The organism is Arthrobacter sp. JB02-1C, assembly GCF_057748045.1.
On sequence record NZ_CM173235.1, the window covers coordinates 124,328 to 142,519 of the forward strand.

The following is an 18,192-nucleotide window of genomic DNA, read 5'->3' on the forward strand; positions in this document are numbered from 1 at the left end:
CAGCGTGAACCCCGTGACGGGGCTCAGACCTTGGCGCGTGCGCGGTTGGCCTTGGCGCGTTCGTTGGTGTCGAGGATGACCTTGCGGATGCGGATCGAGTCCGGGGTGACCTCCACGCATTCGTCTTCGCGGGCGAACTCCAGGGACTCCTCCAGGGTCAGATCGCGCGGCGGCGTCAGGTTCTCGAAGGTGTCCGACGAAGCCGCACGCATGTTGGTGAGCTTCTTCTCCTTGGTAATGTTCACATCCATGTCATCGGCGCGGGAGTTCTCGCCAACGATCATGCCCTCGTACACCTCGGAGGTGGGCTTGACGAAGAAGGAGCCGCGTTCCTGCAGGTTGATCATGGCGAACGGGGTCACCACACCGGCGCGGTCCGCGATCATCGACCCGTTGGTGCGGTACTCGATCGGGCCGGCCCAGGGCTCGTAGCCCTCGGCGATGGAGGCGGCGATGCCGGCGCCGCGGGTATCCGTGAGGAACTTGGTGCGGAAGCCGATCAGGCCGCGGGCCGGAACGATGAATTCCATCCGGCACCAGCCGGTGCCGTGGTTGGCCATGTTCGTCATGCGGCCCTTGCGGGCTGCCATCAGCTGGGTGACGGCGCCGAGGTACTCCTCGGGCACGTCGATGGTCATGTGCTCCATCGGCTCGTGGATCTTGCCGTCAATGGTCTTGGTCACGACCTGGGGCTTGCCCACGGTCAGCTCGAAGCCTTCACGGCGCATCTGCTCGACCAGGATGGCCAGCGCCAGCTCGCCACGGCCCTGGACTTCCCAGGCATCCGGGCGCTCGGTGGGGAGCACCTTGAGGGAGACGTTGCCGATCAGTTCCTTGTCGAGGCGGTCCTTGACCTGGCGGGCGGTGACCTTCGCGCCCTTGACCTTGCCGGCCAGCGGCGAGGTGTTGATACCGATGGTCATCGAGATGGCCGGGTCATCAACCGTGATCAGCGGCAGCGGCTGCGGGTTGTCGACGTCGGTCAGGGTCTCACCGATGGTGATTTCCTCGATGCCGGCGACGGCGACAATCTCACCGGGGCCGGCGGACTCGGCGGGGACACGGTCCAGCGCCTTCGTCGCGAGCAGCTCGGTGATCTTGACGTTCTTGAGCTCGCCGTTGGCGCGGGCCCAGGCCACAGTCTGGCCCTTGCGCAGGGTGCCGTTGTAGATGCGCAGCAGCGCCAGGCGGCCGAGGAACGGCGACGCGTCCAGGTTGGTGACATGCGCCTGCAGGACACCGTCCGGGTTGTAGGTCGGCGCCGGGATGTGCTTGATGATGGTCTCGAAGAGCGGCTCGAGGTCCTCGTTGGCGGGGGCGCTGCCGTCTGCCGGCTGCTCAAGCGAGGCGCGTCCGAGCTTGGCGGCGGCGTAGACGATGGGGACGTTGAGGATCTTGTCCAGGTCAAGGTCCGGAACCTCGTCGGCCAGGTCGGAGGCCAGGCCGAGCAGCAGGTCCATGGACTCGTGGACGACTTCTTCGATCCGGGCGTCGGGGCGGTCGGTCTTGTTGACCAGCAGGATGACCGGCAGGTGCGCGGCGAGGGCCTTTCGCAGCACGAAGCGGGTCTGCGGCAGCGGGCCTTCAGACGCGTCGACGAGGAGGACGACGCCGTCCACCATCGACAGGCCGCGCTCGACCTCACCGCCGAAGTCGGCGTGGCCCGGGGTGTCGATCACGTTGATCGTGATGGTCTCGCCATTGGAAGACGGACCGTTGTAGGCCACGGTGGTGTTCTTGGCCAGGATGGTGATGCCCTTTTCGCGCTCCAGGTCACCGGAGTCCATCACGCGGTCTTCGAGGTGGTTGTGTTCGGCAAAAGAGTTGGTCTGCTTGAGCATGGCGTCGACCAGAGTGGTCTTGCCGTGGTCAACGTGGGCCACGATCGCGACGTTGCGGAGGTCACTGCGCGATGCAGTGGCTACCGCGGTGTTGGTGGTGGTTTCAGACATGCGTAATTGCTCGATTCAGTGGTGAAGTCAGCTGTTGTATCGCGACATTTCCAACCGGAACGCACGACGGATCAACCCATAAAGACAGGGCTCCTTCCCCCTATTCTAGACGCTGAGCCTTTTATTGGCCTAAATTCCGGCGAGGCTGCGCTGTCCGGGCGCCCGCCGTGTGGCGGGAAACACCGCCAGAAAGTGATCAACGACACTTGGTTTTTGGCCCCCTGATGCCCCATGATTGCAGTGACAACAGCACGCCAGCCCGGAGACATCATGCGCCACGCCTCGGCCCTGTACCGCCTCGTCGCACCGATGATCGCCGTAGGCGTTCTGCTGGGCGGCTGCGGACAGGCCCCGTCCCCAGCGGACACCAGTTCTTCCCCCAGCCCCAGTAGGGGTGTGGACATCCATAGCAGCAAGGCAGTCCCGGCCGCCGCCGCCCCCGGCGAGCCGGTGGCAGCCGGCGCCGGCGTGAAGCCGCGCCTCGCGACCGGCCCCAGCCCCGACTCCCTGCCCGAGGGCGCTGTGTACCGCAACCCCGCCAACGGCCGGGATGAGGTGATCGTCAAGGACATCCGGCGTACGGCGGTGCTCATCGGCGACTCCCAGTCCGAGCCGGCGACCGGATGGCCCCGGCAGGGCCTTGGCCGCGCCGGTTACAGTGTCTTCTTCTGCGGCCTCGGCGGCACCGGCTTTGTGGTGGCGAACGGCAAAACCGGCAACTACATCGATGCCCTGCAGCGCGGCGACTGGAAGTTGCCCTACGGCGCTCCTCCCCTGGTGGTGATCCAGGGCGGCGGAAACGACGCGGCCCGCGGTGCCACCGACGCCCAGATCGTCGCCAACGCGGACCGGCTCATTGCTGCGCTCCGGCAGCGCTATCCCGGCAGCAAGATGCTGATGATCGGCACCTTGGCCCGGGGCGCAAACTACGGCGGCGGCCGTCGCACCCAGGTGGACACGCTGCTCGGCACCGTCGCGGCCAAGCAGGGCATCCCGTTTGTCAGCGTCGGCGACTGGCTGACCCGGTATGACCTCACCGGCATGCTCGCCGACAGCGTGCACATGGGTCCGGAGGGCCACGGGGCCCTCGGCGTGCTGCTCGGCAACCGGCTGCGGGAGATGGGCATAAAGGCCGACAAGGCCGCCGCCGCTGCCGGCTGACCTCGCCCGCCCACGGCAAACCTCAAAGGAGCCGGTGCCCATCCCCTGCGGGGGAAGGGCACCGGCTCCTGTTGCGTTAGCCTCATCCTGTTGCGTTAGCCTCGGTCCGGCTCAGGCAACTTCCGGCGGCAACATCAGGCCGGCTCCCGGGATGGCGTTCAACAGGGCCTTGGTGTAGTCCTGCTGCGGCGAGTCGAAGACGTCATCCGTCGATCCGGTTTCCACCAGCTTGCCCTTCTCCATGACGCAGACATGGTCCGCGATCTGGCGGACCACTGCGAGGTCGTGGGTGATGAACAGGTAGGTCAGGCCCAGGCGCGACTGCAGCTCCGCGAGCAGGTTGAGCACCTGCGCCTGCACCAGGACGTCCAGCGCAGAGACTGCCTCGTCGCAGATGATGACTTCCGGGTCCAGGGCCAGGGCGCGGGCGATGGCCACGCGCTGACGCTGGCCGCCGGAGAGCTCGTTCGGGTACCGCTGCATCGTGGACTGGGGCAGCGCGACCTGGTCGAGGAGTTCCCGGACCTTCTTTTCCCGGCTCGCCTTATTCCCGATCTTGTGGGTCCGCAGCGGTTCCTCGATGGTCCGGAAGATGTTGTACATCGGGTCCAGCGAGCCGTAAGGGTCCTGGAAGATTGGCTGCACCCGGCGGCGGAACGCGAAGATCTGCTTGTTGTTCAGCGTGGAGGTGTCAACGCCATCGAACACGATCCGGCCCGACGTCGGCTGGAGCAGGTTCAGGACCATCTGCGCCACCGTGGACTTGCCGGAACCCGACTCCCCCACGATCGCCGTCGTGGTCCCGCGCTTGACGCTGAAGGAGACATCGTCCACCGCGGTGAAGTCGGTGGAGCGGCCCAGGCCGGAGCGGAGCTTGAAGACCTTGCTCAGGTTTTCGATCTGCAGCACGTCCTCGGGCATGGCCGCTTCGACGACGACGTCCTCGTCCGGTGCCAGCAGGTCCTCCGACTCGACACCAAGTTCCTTGGCGGCCTGGATCCGGCGCGAGGCCAGCGACGGCGCCGAGGCAACCAGCCGCTGGGTGTATGGGTGCTGCGGGTTGCGCAGCAGCTCGAGCGACGGCCCCGATTCCACCACCTGGCCGCGGTACATGACGACGACCTTGTCCGCACGCTCGGCGGCGAGGCCGAGGTCGTGGGTGATCAGCAGCACCGCGGTCCCGAGTTCGGTGGTCATCTTCTCCAGGTGGTCCAGGATCTGCCGCTGCACCGTCACGTCCAGGGCCGACGTCGGCTCATCGGCGATGAGCAGGCGCGGCTGGCAGGACAGGCCGATCGCGATCAGGGCGCGCTGCCGCATGCCGCCGGAGAACTCGTGCGGGTACTGCTTGGCCCGGCGGGCGGCGTCCGGCAGGCCCGCCTCGGACAGGACCTTCGCGACGTCGTCCGGGCCGTCGGGGAGGCCGTTGGCCTTGAGCGTTTCACGCACCTGGTAGCCGATTTTCCAGACCGGGTTCAGGTTGGACATGGGATCCTGCGGGACCATGCCGATGCTGTTGCCCCGCAGTTCGATCATCCGCTTTTCGCTGGCGTGCGAGATGTCTTCGCCGTCGAACAGGATTTGCCCGCCGGAGACCCGGCCGTTGGAGGGCAGCAGGCCGATGGCGGCCAGCGCGGTCGTGGACTTGCCGGACCCGGACTCGCCGACGATGGCGACGGTCTCCCCTGGCATCACGGTCAGATGGGCGTTGCGGACGGCGTTGACCTCGCCGCCGCTGGTGGCGAAGCTGATCGCCAGGTCCTTGATCTCGAGCAGCGGGCGCCGGGCGGCCGCGCCTTCTTCACGGATTTCAACCGGGGCGTTCATGGCATCCCCTTTCATCGCTTGCGCGCTTTGGGATCGAGAGCATCGCGCAGGGCGTCGCCCAGCATGATGAAGCTCAGAACGGTGATGGAGAGGGCGATGGCCGGGTAGAGCAGCGGCATCGGGTTGGAGCGCAGCGACGCCTGCGCCGCCTGGATGTCATTGCCCCAGGACATCACGCTGGGCGGCAGCCCGATGCCGAGGAAGGACAGGGTGGACTCCGCCACGATGAAGGTACCGAGCGAGATCGTGGCAACGACGATGATCGGGGCGAGCGAATTCGGCATCACGTGCCGCATGAGGGCCCCGAACTTGGAGACGCCCAGGGACCGTGCCGCGGTCACGAAGTCCGCGTTGCGCACCTCGATCACGGCGCCGCGGGTGATCCGGGCGATCTGCGGCCAGCCGAAGGTCATCAGGATCAGGACCAGCGTCCAGGCCGTCCGGTTCGCGCGGAACATCGGAAGCTGCATGACCACAATGGCGCCGAGGATCAGCGGCAGCGCGAAAAAGATGTCGTTGATGCGTGCCAGGACGGCGTCCACCCAGCCGCCGTAGTAGCCCGCCAGCGCCCCCATGACACCGCCGAGGACCAGCACGCCGATCGTGGTGAACAAGCCGACGGTGACGGAGGAGCGGGTGCCGTAGATGACGCGCGCATACACGTCGCAGCCCTGCTGGGTGAAGCCGAGCGGGTGCCCTGAGGTGGGGCCGCCATCCGAGTTTGCCAACTGGCACGCCTCGGAGGTCGGATCAATCGGCGAGAAGAGCCCCGGGAAGATGGACACGGCCACCACCACCAGGATCAGGAACGCGGAAACCAGGAACAGCGGCTGCTTGCGCAGGTTCCGCCACGCTTCGGCCCAGAGGCTGAGCGGGGCCCTGTCCTCCTTGACTTTGTCCGTGGCCTGCAGCGGCGTCTCGGCAAAGTCGGCGACGAAGTGCTCGGTGTGGCGCGTGGCGGGCGTTGAAGCATCCTGCCGTGCGGTGTTGGAATCAGGAGTCATAGCGGATCCTCGGGTCAAGCCAAGCGTAGAGCAGGTCAACGAGCAGGTTGGAGAGGCAGTAGATCAGCACCAGCACGGTGACGATCGAGACCACGGTCGGGCCCTCGCCGGACAACACGGCCCGGTACAGCCGGTTTCCGACGCCGGGCACGTTGAAGATGCCCTCAGTCACGATCGCGCCGCCCATCAGGGCGCCCAGGTCTGCGCCCAGGAACGTGATGACGGGAATCAGGGAGTTGCGCAGGATGTGCACCCGGACGACGCGGAAGCGGGACAGGCCCTTGGCCGTGGCGGTACGCACGTAGTCTGCGTTCATGTTTTCGATGACGGACGTGCGGGTCAGCCGCAGCACATAGGCGAAGGAGCCCAGGCCCAGCACGATGGCCGGCAGGATGAGGTCCTGCACCGTGGCGGCCGAACTGACGGTCGGTTTCGCCCAGCCCAGCTGCACGCCGATGGTGAACTGCAGCAGGAAGCCGAGGACGAAGATCGGAATGCCGATGACGATCAGGGAGGCGACGAGCACCGTGGCGTCGAAGAACTTGCCTTTGCGCAGGCCGGCGATCAGGCCGAAGATGATGCCGAAAACGGCTTCGAAGATCAGCGCCATGACGGCGAGCCGGGCGGTCACCGGGAAGACCTCGCCCAGAACCGCGGCGATGGGGCGGCCGGAGAAGTCCTGGCCAAGATCGAACGTGAAGATGCTCTTCAGATAGAGCAGGTATTGGATCCAGAACGGCTGGTCCAGGTGGTACTGGGTCCGCAGCTTCGCGGCAACGGCCTCGTTGACCGGCTTGTCGCCGAAGAGGGCGACGATGGGATCCCCGGGGAGGCTGAAGACCAGGAAGTAGACCAACAGCGTTGCGCCAAGGAAGACAGGAATCAGTTGGAGGAAACGCTTAAGAATGTAGGGCGCCATCAGCGAAACACATCCTTGTCAGCAGGTATCCGGTCCAGGGATACGGCGGAGTTGTTCATCAAAGAACCTTTTCAGTAATGATGCGGTCCGACGCCGGAACAGTCACGGTCGCCGTGCCGCCAAAGTACGCCCGAGGCTTGGGCCGTCAGGGAGAAAGCTGGTGAAACAAAACGACGGCGGAGGCCCCAATCCAGGCAGCCCCCGCCGTCGTTCAGTTGTTACTTGCCGGTGATGTTGTAGTACAGCGGGACGCCGTCCCAGCCGTAGTCAACGTTGGTGACCTTGTCGCTCCAGCCGCCCTGGGCAACCTGGTACCACAGCGGGATGGCCGGAAGGTCGGTCAGGAGGATTTCCTGGGCCTTGTTCATGGCCTTGTTGCCCTCGCTGACGGAGGATGCGGCGAGGCCCTCGGAGATGGCCTTGTCGAACGCCGGGTTGGCGTACTTCGCGTCGTTGGAGCCGGCGCCGGTCTTGTAGATCGGTCCGAGGAAGTTGTACAGCGACGGGTAGTCGGCCTGCCAGCCGGAGCGGATGGCGCCGGTCAGGGTCTTGGCGGTCGCGTCGTTGCGTGCTTCCTTGAAGGTGGCGTAGGGCTTGCCCTCCACCTTGATGCCGAGAGTGTTCTTGAGCTGGTTGACGACAGCCTCAACCCAGGCCTTGTGGCCGCCCTTGTCGGCGTTGTAGGCGATGGTGAACGTCTTGTTGGCGTCCCACTTCTGGATCGCGTCCGCCTTGGTCCAGGCGTCCTTGGCCTTGGTGGCGTCGAACTTCAGGTTCTCGGAACCCGGGATGGAGTCGCTGTAACCGTCAAGGACGGGGGCGGTGAAGTCCTTGGCGGGCTGGCGGGCGCCGCTGAAGATGACCTTGGTGATCTCGTCGCGGTTGATGGCCATGGAGATGGCCTGGCGGCGGAGCTTGCCCGCTTCACCGCTCCACTCCGGCAGGTATTCCGGGATGGCGATGGTCTGGTTGCCGGCGTACGGCTTGTTGATGGTGCGGTCCCCCAGATCGGACTTGTAGTTCTTCAAGGCGCTCGTGGGGATGGTCTGCAGGATGTCCAGGTTGTTGGACAGCAGGTCCTGGTACGCGGCATCGTCGTTCTGGTAGATCTTGAACGTCACGCCGGCGTTCTTGGCCTTGCGCGGGCCGTTGTAGTCCGGGTTCGGAACGAGCTGGATCTGCACGTTGTGCTGCCAGCCGCCGTCGGCCATCTTGTACGGGCCGTTGCCGACCGGCTTCTCGCCGAAGCCCTTGGGGTCCTTCAGCGCGCCGGCGGGAACCGGGGAGAAGGCGGTGTAGCCGAGGCGCAGCGGCCAGTCGGATTCCGGCTGGGACAGTTCAACGGTGAAGGTCTGGTCGTCCACGACCTTCAGTCCGGACATGGTCTCGACCGTGGAGCCTTCGGCGCTGGCCTCGTCGTAGCCCTTGATGGACTCGAAGAAGTTGCCGCTGAGCTGGGCGTTCTTGGCGGCGGCGCCGAAGTTCCAGGAGTCAACGAACGTCTTGGCCGTGATGGCTTCGCCGTTGGTGAACTTCTGGTCCTTCTTGATCTTGATGGTGAAGTGCTGGCCGTCCTTGCCTTCAATGGACTCGGCGAGCTCGTTCACGGGTTTGCCGTTGGGGTCGTAGCTGACCAGGCCGGAGAACATCATGTCGATGACCTTGCCGCCGCCAACTTCATTGGTGTCGGCCGGCATCAGCGGACGCTGCGGCTCGGAGCCGTCGGCGATGATCACCTTGCTGGCGTCGCCACCGGTGCTGCCGCCGGCGGTGTTGGAACCGCCTCCGCCGCAACCGGTCAGGGCCAAAGCGGCGATCGCCACCATGCCCAGTGCTTTGGAAGTGCGCGAAAAACGCATTCCGCCTCCTAAGAGTTGTGGGAGTTCTGCGGGAGAGACTTATGCTTCCCGGCAGGCCAGGGCACAGGGCTATCCCCTGTGACGTGTCCTACATATGGAAGTAGCATAACCGCATTTTGCCCGAATGATGGAACTCCGTTGCCAACTCGTAACCGGCGAAAATTTCGGATTCTAGCGCCGCCGGAAAATTTTACAGGTCATAGCTACTTGCTGGTACGATTCGCCGGGCCCACGATTCCGGTTACTCGAAATTAACCGGCGTCGGCGGCGAGCAACTGGGCCCGCAGCTCCCTTCGCTCGCGCTGCTGCTCCGGGTCCGGCAGCGGAACGGCGGCCAGCAGCCGCTGCGTGTACGGTTCCTGGGGGTTCCGCAAAATTTGGTCCCGGCTGCCCTGCTCAACGATCCGTCCCCGCTGCATCACGCAGATCCGGTCCGCGAGGACATCCACCACTGCCAGGTCGTGCGTGACGAACAGGCAGGCGAAGCCGAGCTCCTTCTGCAGGTTCTGGAAGAGCTCGAGCACCGTCGCCTGGACCGAGACGTCGAGGGCCGATGTGGGTTCGTCGGCGACCATCAGTTTGGGCTTCAGCGAGAGCGCCCGGGCGATGCCCACCCGCTGCTTCTGGCCGCCGGAGAGTTCGTGGGGGTAGCGGTTGCGGTAGTCGCGGGGCAGCTCCACCTGGTCCAGCAGGGCCTCGATCCGGGCCTGCAGCGCGGCGCCCTTGGCCACCCCGGCCAGGAACATCGGTTCGCCGATGCTTTCCCCGATCGGCAGCCGCGGGTTCAGCGACGAGGACGGATCCTGGAAGACCATCCCGACGTGCCGGCGCATCTCGTGCAGCTGCCGGCCGTTTTTCTTGGCGGCGGAGATGTCCTGGCCAACGACCTTCATGATCCCGGCGGCTACCGGCAGGAGCCCGACGGCGGCACGGCCAATGGTGGTCTTGCCCGATCCCGATTCGCCCACGAGCCCGACGACCTGGCCGGGATAGATCGCCAGGTTGGCGCCCTCGACGGCGCGGAATGCCGGCACGCGCCCCTGCTTGGGATATTCGATGGCCACGTCGGTGAGTTCCAGGACGGGCTCGCCCTGCGGCTTCACTGTTGCCGCGGCGGCCAGCGCCTCCGCGTTTTCGCGTTCGCGCCGGAGCAGCTCAGAGCGCGGGACGGCGTCGATTTCGGCCTGTGTCGCCGCCGCGAGGGCGGCCGTGACGTCCACGTCCTGGCCGTCCTCCGCGCCGCCCTGTCCGAGGTGCGGCACGGCAGCCAGCAGCGCACGGGTGTATTCATGCTGCGGGTTGTGGAAAATCTCCGCCGCACTGCCGGTCTCCACGATCAGCCCCCGCCGCATCACGGCGATCCGGTCGGCGAGGTCCGCCACCACCCCCATGTCGTGGGTGATCAGGACGATCGCGCTGTCCAGCTTGTTGCGAAGGTTGCGCATCAAGTCCAGGATCTCCGCCTGCACCGTGACGTCCAGGGCCGTCGTCGGCTCGTCGGCGATGAGCAGTTTCGGGTCGCAGGACAGTGATTGGGCAATCATGGCGCGCTGGCGCTGCCCGCCGGAGAGCTGGTGCGGGTAGGACTTGAACGCCTTCTCCGGATCCGGCAGCTCCACCAGTTCGAGCATCCGCAGGGCGCGGTCCCGGGCCTGGTCGGGCGAGACCTCGTTGTGCAGCCGGATGGTCTCCACGATCTGAGCACCCACGGTGTAGACCGGGTTCATGGCGGTCATCGGCTCCTGGAAGATCACCGCAACGTCCTTGCCGCGGACCGCCCGGATGTTTGATTCGTTTGCCCCCAGCAGTTCGCGGCCGGCAAGCTTGACGCTGCCGCTGACCCGGCTGTTGGCCGGCAGTAGCCCCAGCAGTGCCATGGAACTGGCGCTCTTGCCGGAACCGGACTCCCCCACAATCGCCAGCACCTCGCCGGCGCGCACCTCGTAGTTCAGGCCGATGGCCGCCGGGACCCACTTCTTGTCGACGCCAAAGTCGACGCTGAGGTCCCGGACCGCCAGGACGGGATCACCTTTGCCGGGCGCGGGCACCGGTGCCGGGTCAACGGTGATGAAGTCAGTCATGATGGATGGTTCCTTCCGCCCGGGACGCCGTCGCACCGGAAATTAGTGCTGTGACCCGGAATACTGAATTATGGGGGGCATGAACACTGTGCCCGCCGCCGGAAACGTCGAAATCTTCAAGGCCCGCACGAACAAATGGTTCGCCGGCCTGTCCTGGGCCGTGGCGGCGGTGGGTGTGGGAGCGACCGTGGCTGCCACGGGTCCCGGCGGGCTGCCCAGTACCGGACCGCTGCTGCTGCTGGCGTTTGTAGGCTGGCAGTTCTTCTGGCTGCCGGCCGTCGTGGTCCACGATGCTGGCGTCACGCTGGAAAACCCGTTCCGTTCCGTGCTGGTGCCGTGGGCCGCCCTGGTCCACGTGGATACCCGTTACGCCTTGACGCTGGTCACGGCGCGCAAGAGCTATTCCGCCTGGGCCGCGCCGGCGCCCGGGATCTGGGGCGGCCGGAATGCCCGGCCCGAGGACCTGCATGGCCTTCCGGATACGAGCTACGGTCCCGGAAAATCCGTACGGCCCGGAGATCTGAAGACCACCGACTCCGGCCAGGCCGCCCGACTGGTGCGGGGTCGTTGGCAGACCCTCGTGGACAACGGTTCGCTCGCCATTGGCGAGGCCGCGACCACAGCCGTTACTGTGCGGCACCGCTGGGCGGCGGTCGCCGTCGTCGTGATCCTGCTGGCGGCCAGCTACTGGACGGTGGCAGCACTGTGACCGCAGCGGCCACGCCACACGGCACTGCACCTAGCTGTCCCTCGGGTCGTTCAGGGCGCTGACCGACACGGTGCCGGCCGCCGCCGAGGCATCGCGCGCCTTCTTGGCGTTGAATTTCTTTTGCCGCGGGTCGAAGGCGTCGCGCAGCCCGTCGCCGATGAAGTTGATGCTCAGGCAGATCAGCACGATGAACAGGCCAGGGAACCAGAACAGCCAGGGCCGGGTGGAGAAGGCCTGCTGGTTCTGCGAGATGAGCAGGCCCAGGGAGGTGTCCGGTGCCTTGACGCCGACGCCGAGGTAGCTCAGTGCCGTCTCGGTGAGGATCGCCGCGGACATGGTCAGCGTGACGTTAACGATCAGTACGCCGACGGCGTTGGGCAGGATGTGTTTGAAAATGATCCGCGCGTTGCTGGCGCCGGAGATCCGCGCGGCGTCGACGAACTCGCGTTCCCGTAGCGAGAGGAACTCGCCGCGCATCAGCCGGGCCAGGCTGACCCAGCTGATCAGGCCCAGGAAAATACCCAGGGCCAGGACGCCATTGGTGCTGGCGAAGGACGCGAACCAGCTGCCGGAGTCGCGCCGGCCGGCCAGCTGCGCCATCACGGCCGCGAGCAGCAGGGCGGGGATGATGATGATGACGTCGGTCAGGCGCATCAGGATGGCCTCGGCCCAGCCGCGGAAGTAGCCGGAGATGGCACCGACCACCACGCCGATCAAACCGGCGATCAGGCCGATCACAACCATGACGGTGATGGACTGCTGCGCGCCGCGCATGGTCATTGCGAACAGGTCGCGGCCGATCCGGTCCTGCCCGAAGGGGTGCTCGCCCCAGGCCAGCGGCCAGAGCGAGGACGTGGGCGCGCCGTCGTTGACCAGCGGCGAGACCTGCTCGTGGTTGTATTTCCACCAGCCCGGGATGCCCAGGTAGCCCACCGAGGTGAAGGCGAGCAGGAAGATCAGCGCAAAGACGACGAGCCCGATGATCGCGCCGGAGTGCCCGAGGAAGCGCTTGCGGACAATCTGGCCCTGGCTAAGGCCCTTGGCCTCGAGTACGGGTTCGATGCCGGCCGCGGGGGCGGAGCGCAGTGCGGCCTCTTCGGCCATGATTTCGTCCTGCTGGCTTGGCTGGCTCATGCTTTTACCCTTACGCGCGGATCAAGTGCGGAGTACGCGAGGTCCGCAATGAGGTTGAAACCCATGGCTGTGATGGCTACACAGAGGAAGACGCCCATCACCGGGTTGGGGTCGATGTGCGAGATGCCGTCCAGGAACAGGAAGCCCATGCCCCGGACCGAGAAGACCGTCTCGGTGATGACCGCGCCGCCGATCAGGCCGCCGATGTCGAACGCCACAATGGTGGCGATCGGGATCAGCGCGTTGCGGAAAGCGTGGCGCATCACGACGGTGCGTTCCGAGACGCCTTTCGCGCGGGCGGTCCGGATGTAGTCCATGTTCATGATTTCCAGCATCGAGGCGCGGGTGAACCGGGTGTAGCTGGCCAGGGAAATCAGGATCAGGGCCGTCGTCGGCAGGATCAGGTGGGTGAAGGTATCCAGCCCGAGGACCCAGAAATCGCCTTCGATGTTCGGCGTGTTGGCCCCGATGGTGGCGATCGGACGGCCGCGCACCCGGCTGTTGTTGAAGTAGCTCGGCCAGGCCTGCATGAAGCGGTCCAGCAGGATCAGGAATCCGACCAGGAATGAGGTGATCGCGGCGGCGCGCATGGACTGGCCGCGGTCGTAGCCGCCCATCACGTAGCCGATCGCCAGGCCCACCACGACGGCGGCCACGGCCAGCAGCACGATCATCAGGAACGTCGCTTCGTTCAGCAGCGGCTGGACCAGGAAGTACAGGACGACGCCGACGCCCACGGCGATCAGGGCCGACTGGAGCGCCTTGCGGTTCTTCAGACCGGCGGAGAGCAGGGTAACCGCGAAGGCGATGCCGACCCCGGCGATGGCGATGACCACCGGGCCCAGGCCGGGCGTTTTAAACCATTCCGTGGCCGAGAAGTAGATCAGCACGGCACTGACGAAGACGAACACCGCGCCGCCGGTGACCAGCCGGCGCCGGGTCGCGCCGCCCGTTGCGACCGCCGCCACGAGGCCAAGGCCGAGTCCGATCGCCAGGGCCACCGGCAACGGCACGTCCGGGTTCCGCAGGAAGTCGTTGAAGCCGATCGCGCCGAATTCCTTGAGCAGGACGGCGACCCAGAAGATCGGCAGTGAGAAGAACAGGAAAGCCATGAACGTCACGCCGTAGTCCAGGGTGCTGTATTGCCGGAGGGCGGTGATGATGCCGAGCGTGATGCCGATCAGGATGGCCAGCACCGTGGCGCCGGTGACAAGCGTCAGGGTCTGGATCAGCGCATGGCCCAGCGCGTCCGTCACGGGCTGGCCGGCGATGTTCTTGCCGAGGTCACAGGAGTTGGCAAACGGGATGAGGCACTGCGCGGCGCCGCCGAGCCACCGGAAGTAGCGGACCGGGGCGGGGACGTCGAGCTGCAGAAGCCGTGTGCGCGCATCCATCAGGGCTTGCTTTTGCGGGGAATTGTTGTCGCGGAACTCCTGGAGAGGGTCTCCTGACGCCGCTGTCAGGAGGTACACCAGGAAGGAGGCGCCGAGAAGAATGAGGGCCGCTGTCATCAGCCGCCGGACAATGTAAGTCAGCATGGAGTTGAACCTCGGTATTCGGGCCCAGGGATTGCCAGGACCGGTCGCAGAGTTCGGCCCGGTCCCGCGGGGATCCGGGGGCGGCCAAGCCAGTCGGGGTGCCGCTGGAAAGGCGTCGGGACCGCAGTTCCGTGGTCCCGACGCCTTCGCTGGCAAGTGTTACTTGCGGTTGCCGGCTACTTCTGTGCCCACTCCCAGAAGTTCCACCAGACACCGGTCTGGTTCGGCATGTACTTCACGCCGGTGACGCGGTCGCTGTAGGCATCCACGCCCACGGACTGGAACAGCGGCAGGCCGTACGCGGAGCTCCAGATCTTCTTGTCGATCTGCTGGATGAGGCCGTCCTGCTTGGTCTTGTCCGTGGTGACAATCAGTTCGTCCATCAGCTTGTCGGCTTCGGGATCGGAGAACTTGTTGAAGTTGGAATCGTTGCCGGACTTGAAGATCTGCGGAACGCCGGAGACGCCCACACCGGAGTTGATCCAGCCGAAGATGGTGGCGTCGTAGCCACCCTTGCCCAGGGCCTTGCCCCAGTCAGACTTGCCGAGGCCGCCGTCGACGATCTTGAAACCGGCCTTGGTGGCGGATTCGCGGATCAGCGAGAAGGCGTCAACGCGGTTGGGGTTGTCCTTGTTGTACATGATGCGGACTTCGGGAGTGGCACCGTTGAGGAGCTTCTTGGCACCCTCGATGTCGACATCCTTGTACGCGGCGGAGCCGTTGTCCTTGACCGAGTCTGCGTAGGGAGCCTGGTCCGGAACGAACAGCTGGGAATCCAGCGGAGCCGCCTTCGGGTCAAGCTTCTTGACGATCTTGTCGACGATGTCCTTGCGCGGAACGGCCTTCATGAACGCGTCACGCACGTTCTTGTCCTTGAACGGGCCGCTGTAGTTCAGGTCGATGTGGTCGTAGGAAAGCTGGTTTCCGACGTCGACCGTGACGCCCTGGCTCTGCAGAGCCTTGAGCTGATCAACGGTGTCCGCCGAGGCCTGCGGAGCGATGATGTCAGCTTCGCCGTTCTTCAGCGCCTGGACCTGGGCGGCCGAGTCACCGATGTAGCGAACGGTGATCTCGTCCAGCTTGGCGTCCGGACCCCACTTGTAGTCCTTGTTCTTGACCATGGTCAGGGACTGGTCCTGGTTGACGCTCTTGACGATGTACGGCCCGTTGGACAGATACAGGCTCGGATCAGCCGGCAGCGTCTTGGTGTCGAAGCCGGTGTCCCACATGTCAGCCATCGCCTTGAGCTGGGCGTTCGCCGGCTTCGGGGCCTTGGCGTCACCGCGCGGCATGCCCTTGAGCAGGTCGACGAACGCCTTGGTGTCGGCCAGTCCCGCCTTCTTGGCGAGGACGTGTGCCGGGATGTCAATGCCGGGGCCGCCGAGGGCGATTTCCCAGTCAGCGAAGGGCTTGGAGTACTTGATGGTCATGGAGCGGCCGTCGGCGCCCATTTCCGGGAAATCGGTCAACGCGATGCCGGTCGGGTCGCCGGCGTAGGAGAAGTACGACGTTCCGGTCTTCGCTTCCGGATCGGCGTCGTTGTAGTAACCGGAGAAGGCGGCCCACTGCAGCAGGAGGTCGGCGGCGGTCACCGGCGTCCCGTCAGACCACTTCACACCATCATTGATCGTGTACTTGACAGTCAGCGGGTTGTCGGAGACCTTTTCCATCTTGCCGAACTTCTCATTGCGTACGACGTTCAGCTTGTTGTCGATGTAGAAGAAGCCCGTGTGGGTGGCGTAGCTGATCTTCGAGTTGATGTCGGTGTTGCCGTCAGCCGTGTTGGGGTTAAACGTGTTGAACGCGTTAACCTCCACGACCGTTGCCGAGCCGCCAGTTTTGCCGGCCGCGGCAGACGACGACGGGGTTGTCCCGCCGCTGTTGCCCGCGCACGCGCTCAGTGCGAGGGCAGCTGCCGCCGCCACCCCCACTGCTTTCGAAATACGACCGAAGCGCATTCCGCCTCCTAGTTTTCTGTGATGTGGATGAGACCGGCACCGGGGGGTGCCAAAGACGTCCACACTCCCCCAGCGGCAGTGTGGCCCGTCTCACATGGCATGAAGCGTAGACCGGGGATGGTGGGGACGGGGACCAAAGTTGACCGGGAATAAAGTTTGTTATACACCTGCAACATTGGACCGCCTCGGATTGTAAACTCCTGTCGAATTTCATTGACGAATCCGGCACTGGCGACTAAGGCAATTGTCACCAAAAGGCTGCAGCGGTAAATCAGTGTTTCCCAGTTAACCGCCCATTACTGCAGCCGGAAACTGCCGCTGGCCGGGGACCGCTGCGGGCGGCGACCGTTGCGGGCGGCGGCGTCTTCGAGGGTAAACTCGCGCCCCCGGCTTCCCGGTCGGCCTGGACCCGGACCTAGTATGGGGTTCAGCCGCCCTCGCTCCCCCAAGGAAAACCCATGCCTGACTCGTCACGACCGCTACGCAAGCTCGGATTCCTCACCATTGGCCTGTTCAATCCGGCGGACCCCGCCGCCGGGCACGAATCCACCCTGGAAGTGATCGAACTGGGCGAGCGGCTGGGATTCGACAGCGCCTGGCTGCGGCACCGCCACCTTCAGTTCGGCATCTCCTCCCCCGTTGCCATGATGGCGGCGGCCAGCCAGCGCACCACCCGCATCGAACTGGGGACTGCCGTGACCCCGATGGCCTGGGAGAACCCGCTGCGCCTGGCCGAGGACCTGGCCACGGTGGACCTGCTCGCAGGCGGACGGATCAACCCGGGCCTGAGCGTAGGTGAACCTATGCACTACGCCACGGTCAAGGACGAGTTGTACCCGGATTCGGCGGAGCTAGAGGACTTCAGCTATGCCCGCGTGGAACGGCTGGCCCGTTTAATTGCCGGCGAGCCGGTACGCGACTTTTCCGGCAAAGAGGGAGTTGTGGAGGAATTCTCCAACCGCGTGGAGCCGCACTCTGTCGGCTTACGTGAACGCCTTTGGTATGGGGCGGCAAGCAGGAAATCGGCGGTCTGGGCCGGGGCGAACGGATTCAACTTGCTCTCCAGCAGCGTGGTCTTCGCCGAAAGGGACCAGGAACCGGCGTTTGGCACCATCCAGCAGGCGCAGATCCGCGCGTACCGCGAAGCGGCCGCTGGGGCGGCCCGGGCCCACGGCCCGGCCCGGGTCTCGCAGGGCCTGGTGGTGATCCCCACCGATTCGGCGTCGTCGCAACAGCGGGACAAGTACCGGCGATACGTCGATGAACGCACGCCCCGCACCCAGGCACCACAGGGTCCCAAGGGCATGCTGTTTGCTCCCGATCTCATCGGCAGCAGTGCACAGATCGCGGAACAGCTGTACGCGCACGCAGGATTCCAGGAAGTCGACGAGGTGGCGTTCGCGCTGCCCTTCAGCTTCGACCACCAGGACTACGTCCAAATCCTCACCGACATCGCCACGACACTCGGTCCTGCACTGGGATGGACCCCGGCGGCAGTTTGAGCCCGGCGCAGAACTGGCTGGCGGCGCCGTCGTTACCGCCGTGCTTCCACGCGCGGACCTCAAGCACATCCGGGTCGGGTTCGCCACCCGCGGAAACAACCCGGCGTCCCGCCCAGAGCTCCCCCAATGTTGCCCGCCGGGGACGACGGCGGCTCGTTCACCTCAACTCAGCGCGACAAGGAACGCGAGACCGGCCAGCACGAGCGACACCGGGACCATCACGCGCCGTTCATACTTGCTCTTCGACGCAAGGTTGGGCAGCACACTGAGCAACAGATAGGCCGCGACTACCCACATGGCAACCAGCGCAACAACGGGCGCCCGGAGGATCGAAATCAGCTCGGCACGCTCCAGGGCAACCACTGCGAAAGCCCCGTAGATCACAATGGCGGCTGCACTTCCGGCACGCTGCCTGGCCGGAAGCACCGGATGCTGGCCTCCCCACGCGAACCGGCCCAACGGAAGCCCGATGATGAGCAGCACCTGAAAAACGGCAAGGACGCCCAGCACGACACAGAAGGCTAGGGGGATTTCTGGCGACATGGGTG

Annotated in this window: 13 protein-coding genes; 3 read left to right on the forward strand and 10 right to left on the reverse strand. The window is 65.5% G+C overall.

Annotated features, from left to right (window positions below; translation table 11 throughout):
• Nucleotides 1-23: 23 nt before the first annotated feature.
• Nucleotides 24-1,952 carry a translational GTPase TypA gene (gene typA / locus AC3ANP_RS00575; protein ID WP_488331455.1) on the reverse strand — a complete coding sequence of 643 codons (1,929 nt, stop codon included), beginning with the start codon at nucleotides 1,950-1,952 and terminating at the stop codon, nucleotides 24-26.
• Between the two features lie 270 nt (nucleotides 1,953-2,222).
• Between typA and AC3ANP_RS00580 the strand changes: the two genes are divergently transcribed.
• On the forward strand, nucleotides 2,223-3,113 hold the full coding sequence (locus AC3ANP_RS00580; protein ID WP_488333113.1) for an SGNH/GDSL hydrolase family protein: 891 nt from the start codon (nucleotides 2,223-2,225) through the stop codon (nucleotides 3,111-3,113).
• A gap of 111 nt (nucleotides 3,114-3,224) precedes the next feature.
• Here the strand turns inward: AC3ANP_RS00580 and AC3ANP_RS00585 are convergent, their stop codons facing one another.
• From AC3ANP_RS00585 to AC3ANP_RS00605, 5 genes are all read right to left on the reverse strand, one after another.
• A complete protein-coding gene (locus tag AC3ANP_RS00585) occupies nucleotides 3,225-4,940 on the reverse strand; it encodes an ABC transporter ATP-binding protein (RefSeq protein ID WP_488331456.1) in 1,716 nt (571 codons plus the stop codon).
• A gap of 11 nt (nucleotides 4,941-4,951) precedes the next feature.
• Nucleotides 4,952-5,944 (reverse strand): ABC transporter permease, encoded by a 993-nt coding sequence (locus AC3ANP_RS00590; RefSeq protein WP_488331457.1) that lies wholly within the window; start codon nucleotides 5,942-5,944, stop codon nucleotides 4,952-4,954.
• Complete coding sequence (locus tag AC3ANP_RS00595; protein WP_488331458.1) at nucleotides 5,934-6,863, reverse strand: ABC transporter permease; 930 nt, start codon at nucleotides 6,861-6,863, stop codon at nucleotides 5,934-5,936. The genes AC3ANP_RS00590 and AC3ANP_RS00595 overlap by 11 nt, the downstream gene beginning before the upstream one ends.
• A gap of 218 nt (nucleotides 6,864-7,081) precedes the next feature.
• Nucleotides 7,082-8,722: a peptide ABC transporter substrate-binding protein gene (locus AC3ANP_RS00600; protein ID WP_488331459.1), complete on the reverse strand. Its 1,641-nt coding sequence runs from the start codon at nucleotides 8,720-8,722 to the stop codon at nucleotides 7,082-7,084.
• A gap of 251 nt (nucleotides 8,723-8,973) precedes the next feature.
• A complete protein-coding gene (locus tag AC3ANP_RS00605) occupies nucleotides 8,974-10,803 on the reverse strand; it encodes an ABC transporter ATP-binding protein (RefSeq protein WP_488331460.1) in 1,830 nt (609 codons plus the stop codon).
• Nucleotides 10,804-10,882: 79 nt separating this feature from the next.
• Between AC3ANP_RS00605 and AC3ANP_RS00610 the strand changes: the two genes are divergently transcribed.
• Nucleotides 10,883-11,512 carry a PH domain-containing protein gene (locus AC3ANP_RS00610; protein ID WP_488331461.1) on the forward strand — a complete coding sequence of 210 codons (630 nt, stop codon included), beginning with the start codon at nucleotides 10,883-10,885 and terminating at the stop codon, nucleotides 11,510-11,512.
• A 30-nt stretch (nucleotides 11,513-11,542) separates the two neighbouring features.
• On the opposite strand, the gene AC3ANP_RS00615 is transcribed toward AC3ANP_RS00610, so the two are convergent.
• The 3 genes from AC3ANP_RS00615 to AC3ANP_RS00625 form a co-directional block, all read right to left on the reverse strand.
• On the reverse strand, nucleotides 11,543-12,646 hold the full coding sequence (locus AC3ANP_RS00615; RefSeq protein WP_488331462.1) for an ABC transporter permease: 1,104 nt from the start codon (nucleotides 12,644-12,646) through the stop codon (nucleotides 11,543-11,545).
• Nucleotides 12,643-14,184 carry an ABC transporter permease gene (locus AC3ANP_RS00620; RefSeq protein WP_488331463.1) on the reverse strand — a complete coding sequence of 514 codons (1,542 nt, stop codon included), beginning with the start codon at nucleotides 14,182-14,184 and terminating at the stop codon, nucleotides 12,643-12,645. Before AC3ANP_RS00620 ends, AC3ANP_RS00615 begins: the two co-directional genes overlap by 4 nt.
• Nucleotides 14,185-14,360: 176 nt before the next feature.
• Nucleotides 14,361-16,142 carry an ABC transporter family substrate-binding protein gene (locus AC3ANP_RS00625; RefSeq protein ID WP_488331464.1) on the reverse strand — a complete coding sequence of 594 codons (1,782 nt, stop codon included), beginning with the start codon at nucleotides 16,140-16,142 and terminating at the stop codon, nucleotides 14,361-14,363.
• Between the two features lie 458 nt (nucleotides 16,143-16,600).
• Between AC3ANP_RS00625 and AC3ANP_RS00630 the strand changes: the two genes are divergently transcribed.
• Entirely contained in the window at nucleotides 16,601-17,644 is a 1,044-nt protein-coding gene (locus tag AC3ANP_RS00630; RefSeq protein ID WP_488331465.1) for an LLM class flavin-dependent oxidoreductase, read from the forward strand.
• A gap of 162 nt (nucleotides 17,645-17,806) precedes the next feature.
• Here AC3ANP_RS00630 and AC3ANP_RS00635 read toward each other — a convergent pair whose 3' ends face one another.
• The gene (locus AC3ANP_RS00635) at nucleotides 17,807-18,187 is read right to left on the reverse strand and encodes a hypothetical protein (protein WP_488331466.1); all 381 of its coding nucleotides are present in this window, start codon (nucleotides 18,185-18,187) and stop codon (nucleotides 17,807-17,809) included.
• Nucleotides 18,188-18,192 lie beyond the last annotated feature (5 nt).

Excerpts from the sequence above, each read along its gene's own strand:
- typA (WP_488331455.1), bottom strand. The coding sequence starts at position 1,952 with ATGTCTGAAACCACCACCAACACCGCGGTAGCCACTGCATCGCGCAGT.
- AC3ANP_RS00580 (WP_488333113.1), top strand. The coding sequence starts at position 2,223 with ATGCGCCACGCCTCGGCCCTGTACCGCCTCGTCGCACCGATGATCGCC.
- AC3ANP_RS00585 (WP_488331456.1), bottom strand. The coding sequence starts at position 4,940 with ATGAACGCCCCGGTTGAAATCCGTGAAGAAGGCGCGGCCGCCCGGCGC.
- AC3ANP_RS00590 (WP_488331457.1), bottom strand. The coding sequence starts at position 5,944 with ATGACTCCTGATTCCAACACCGCACGGCAGGATGCTTCAACGCCCGCC.
- AC3ANP_RS00595 (WP_488331458.1), bottom strand. The coding sequence starts at position 6,863 with ATGGCGCCCTACATTCTTAAGCGTTTCCTCCAACTGATTCCTGTCTTC.
- AC3ANP_RS00600 (WP_488331459.1), bottom strand. The coding sequence starts at position 8,722 with ATGCGTTTTTCGCGCACTTCCAAAGCACTGGGCATGGTGGCGATCGCC.
- AC3ANP_RS00605 (WP_488331460.1), bottom strand. The coding sequence starts at position 10,803 with ATGACTGACTTCATCACCGTTGACCCGGCACCGGTGCCCGCGCCCGGC.
- AC3ANP_RS00610 (WP_488331461.1), top strand. The coding sequence starts at position 10,883 with ATGAACACTGTGCCCGCCGCCGGAAACGTCGAAATCTTCAAGGCCCGC.
- AC3ANP_RS00615 (WP_488331462.1), bottom strand. The coding sequence starts at position 12,646 with ATGAGCCAGCCAAGCCAGCAGGACGAAATCATGGCCGAAGAGGCCGCA.
- AC3ANP_RS00620 (WP_488331463.1), bottom strand. The coding sequence starts at position 14,184 with ATGCTGACTTACATTGTCCGGCGGCTGATGACAGCGGCCCTCATTCTT.
- AC3ANP_RS00625 (WP_488331464.1), bottom strand. The coding sequence starts at position 16,142 with ATGCGCTTCGGTCGTATTTCGAAAGCAGTGGGGGTGGCGGCGGCAGCT.
- AC3ANP_RS00630 (WP_488331465.1), top strand. The coding sequence starts at position 16,601 with ATGCCTGACTCGTCACGACCGCTACGCAAGCTCGGATTCCTCACCATT.
- AC3ANP_RS00635 (WP_488331466.1), bottom strand. The coding sequence starts at position 18,187 with ATGTCGCCAGAAATCCCCCTAGCCTTCTGTGTCGTGCTGGGCGTCCTT.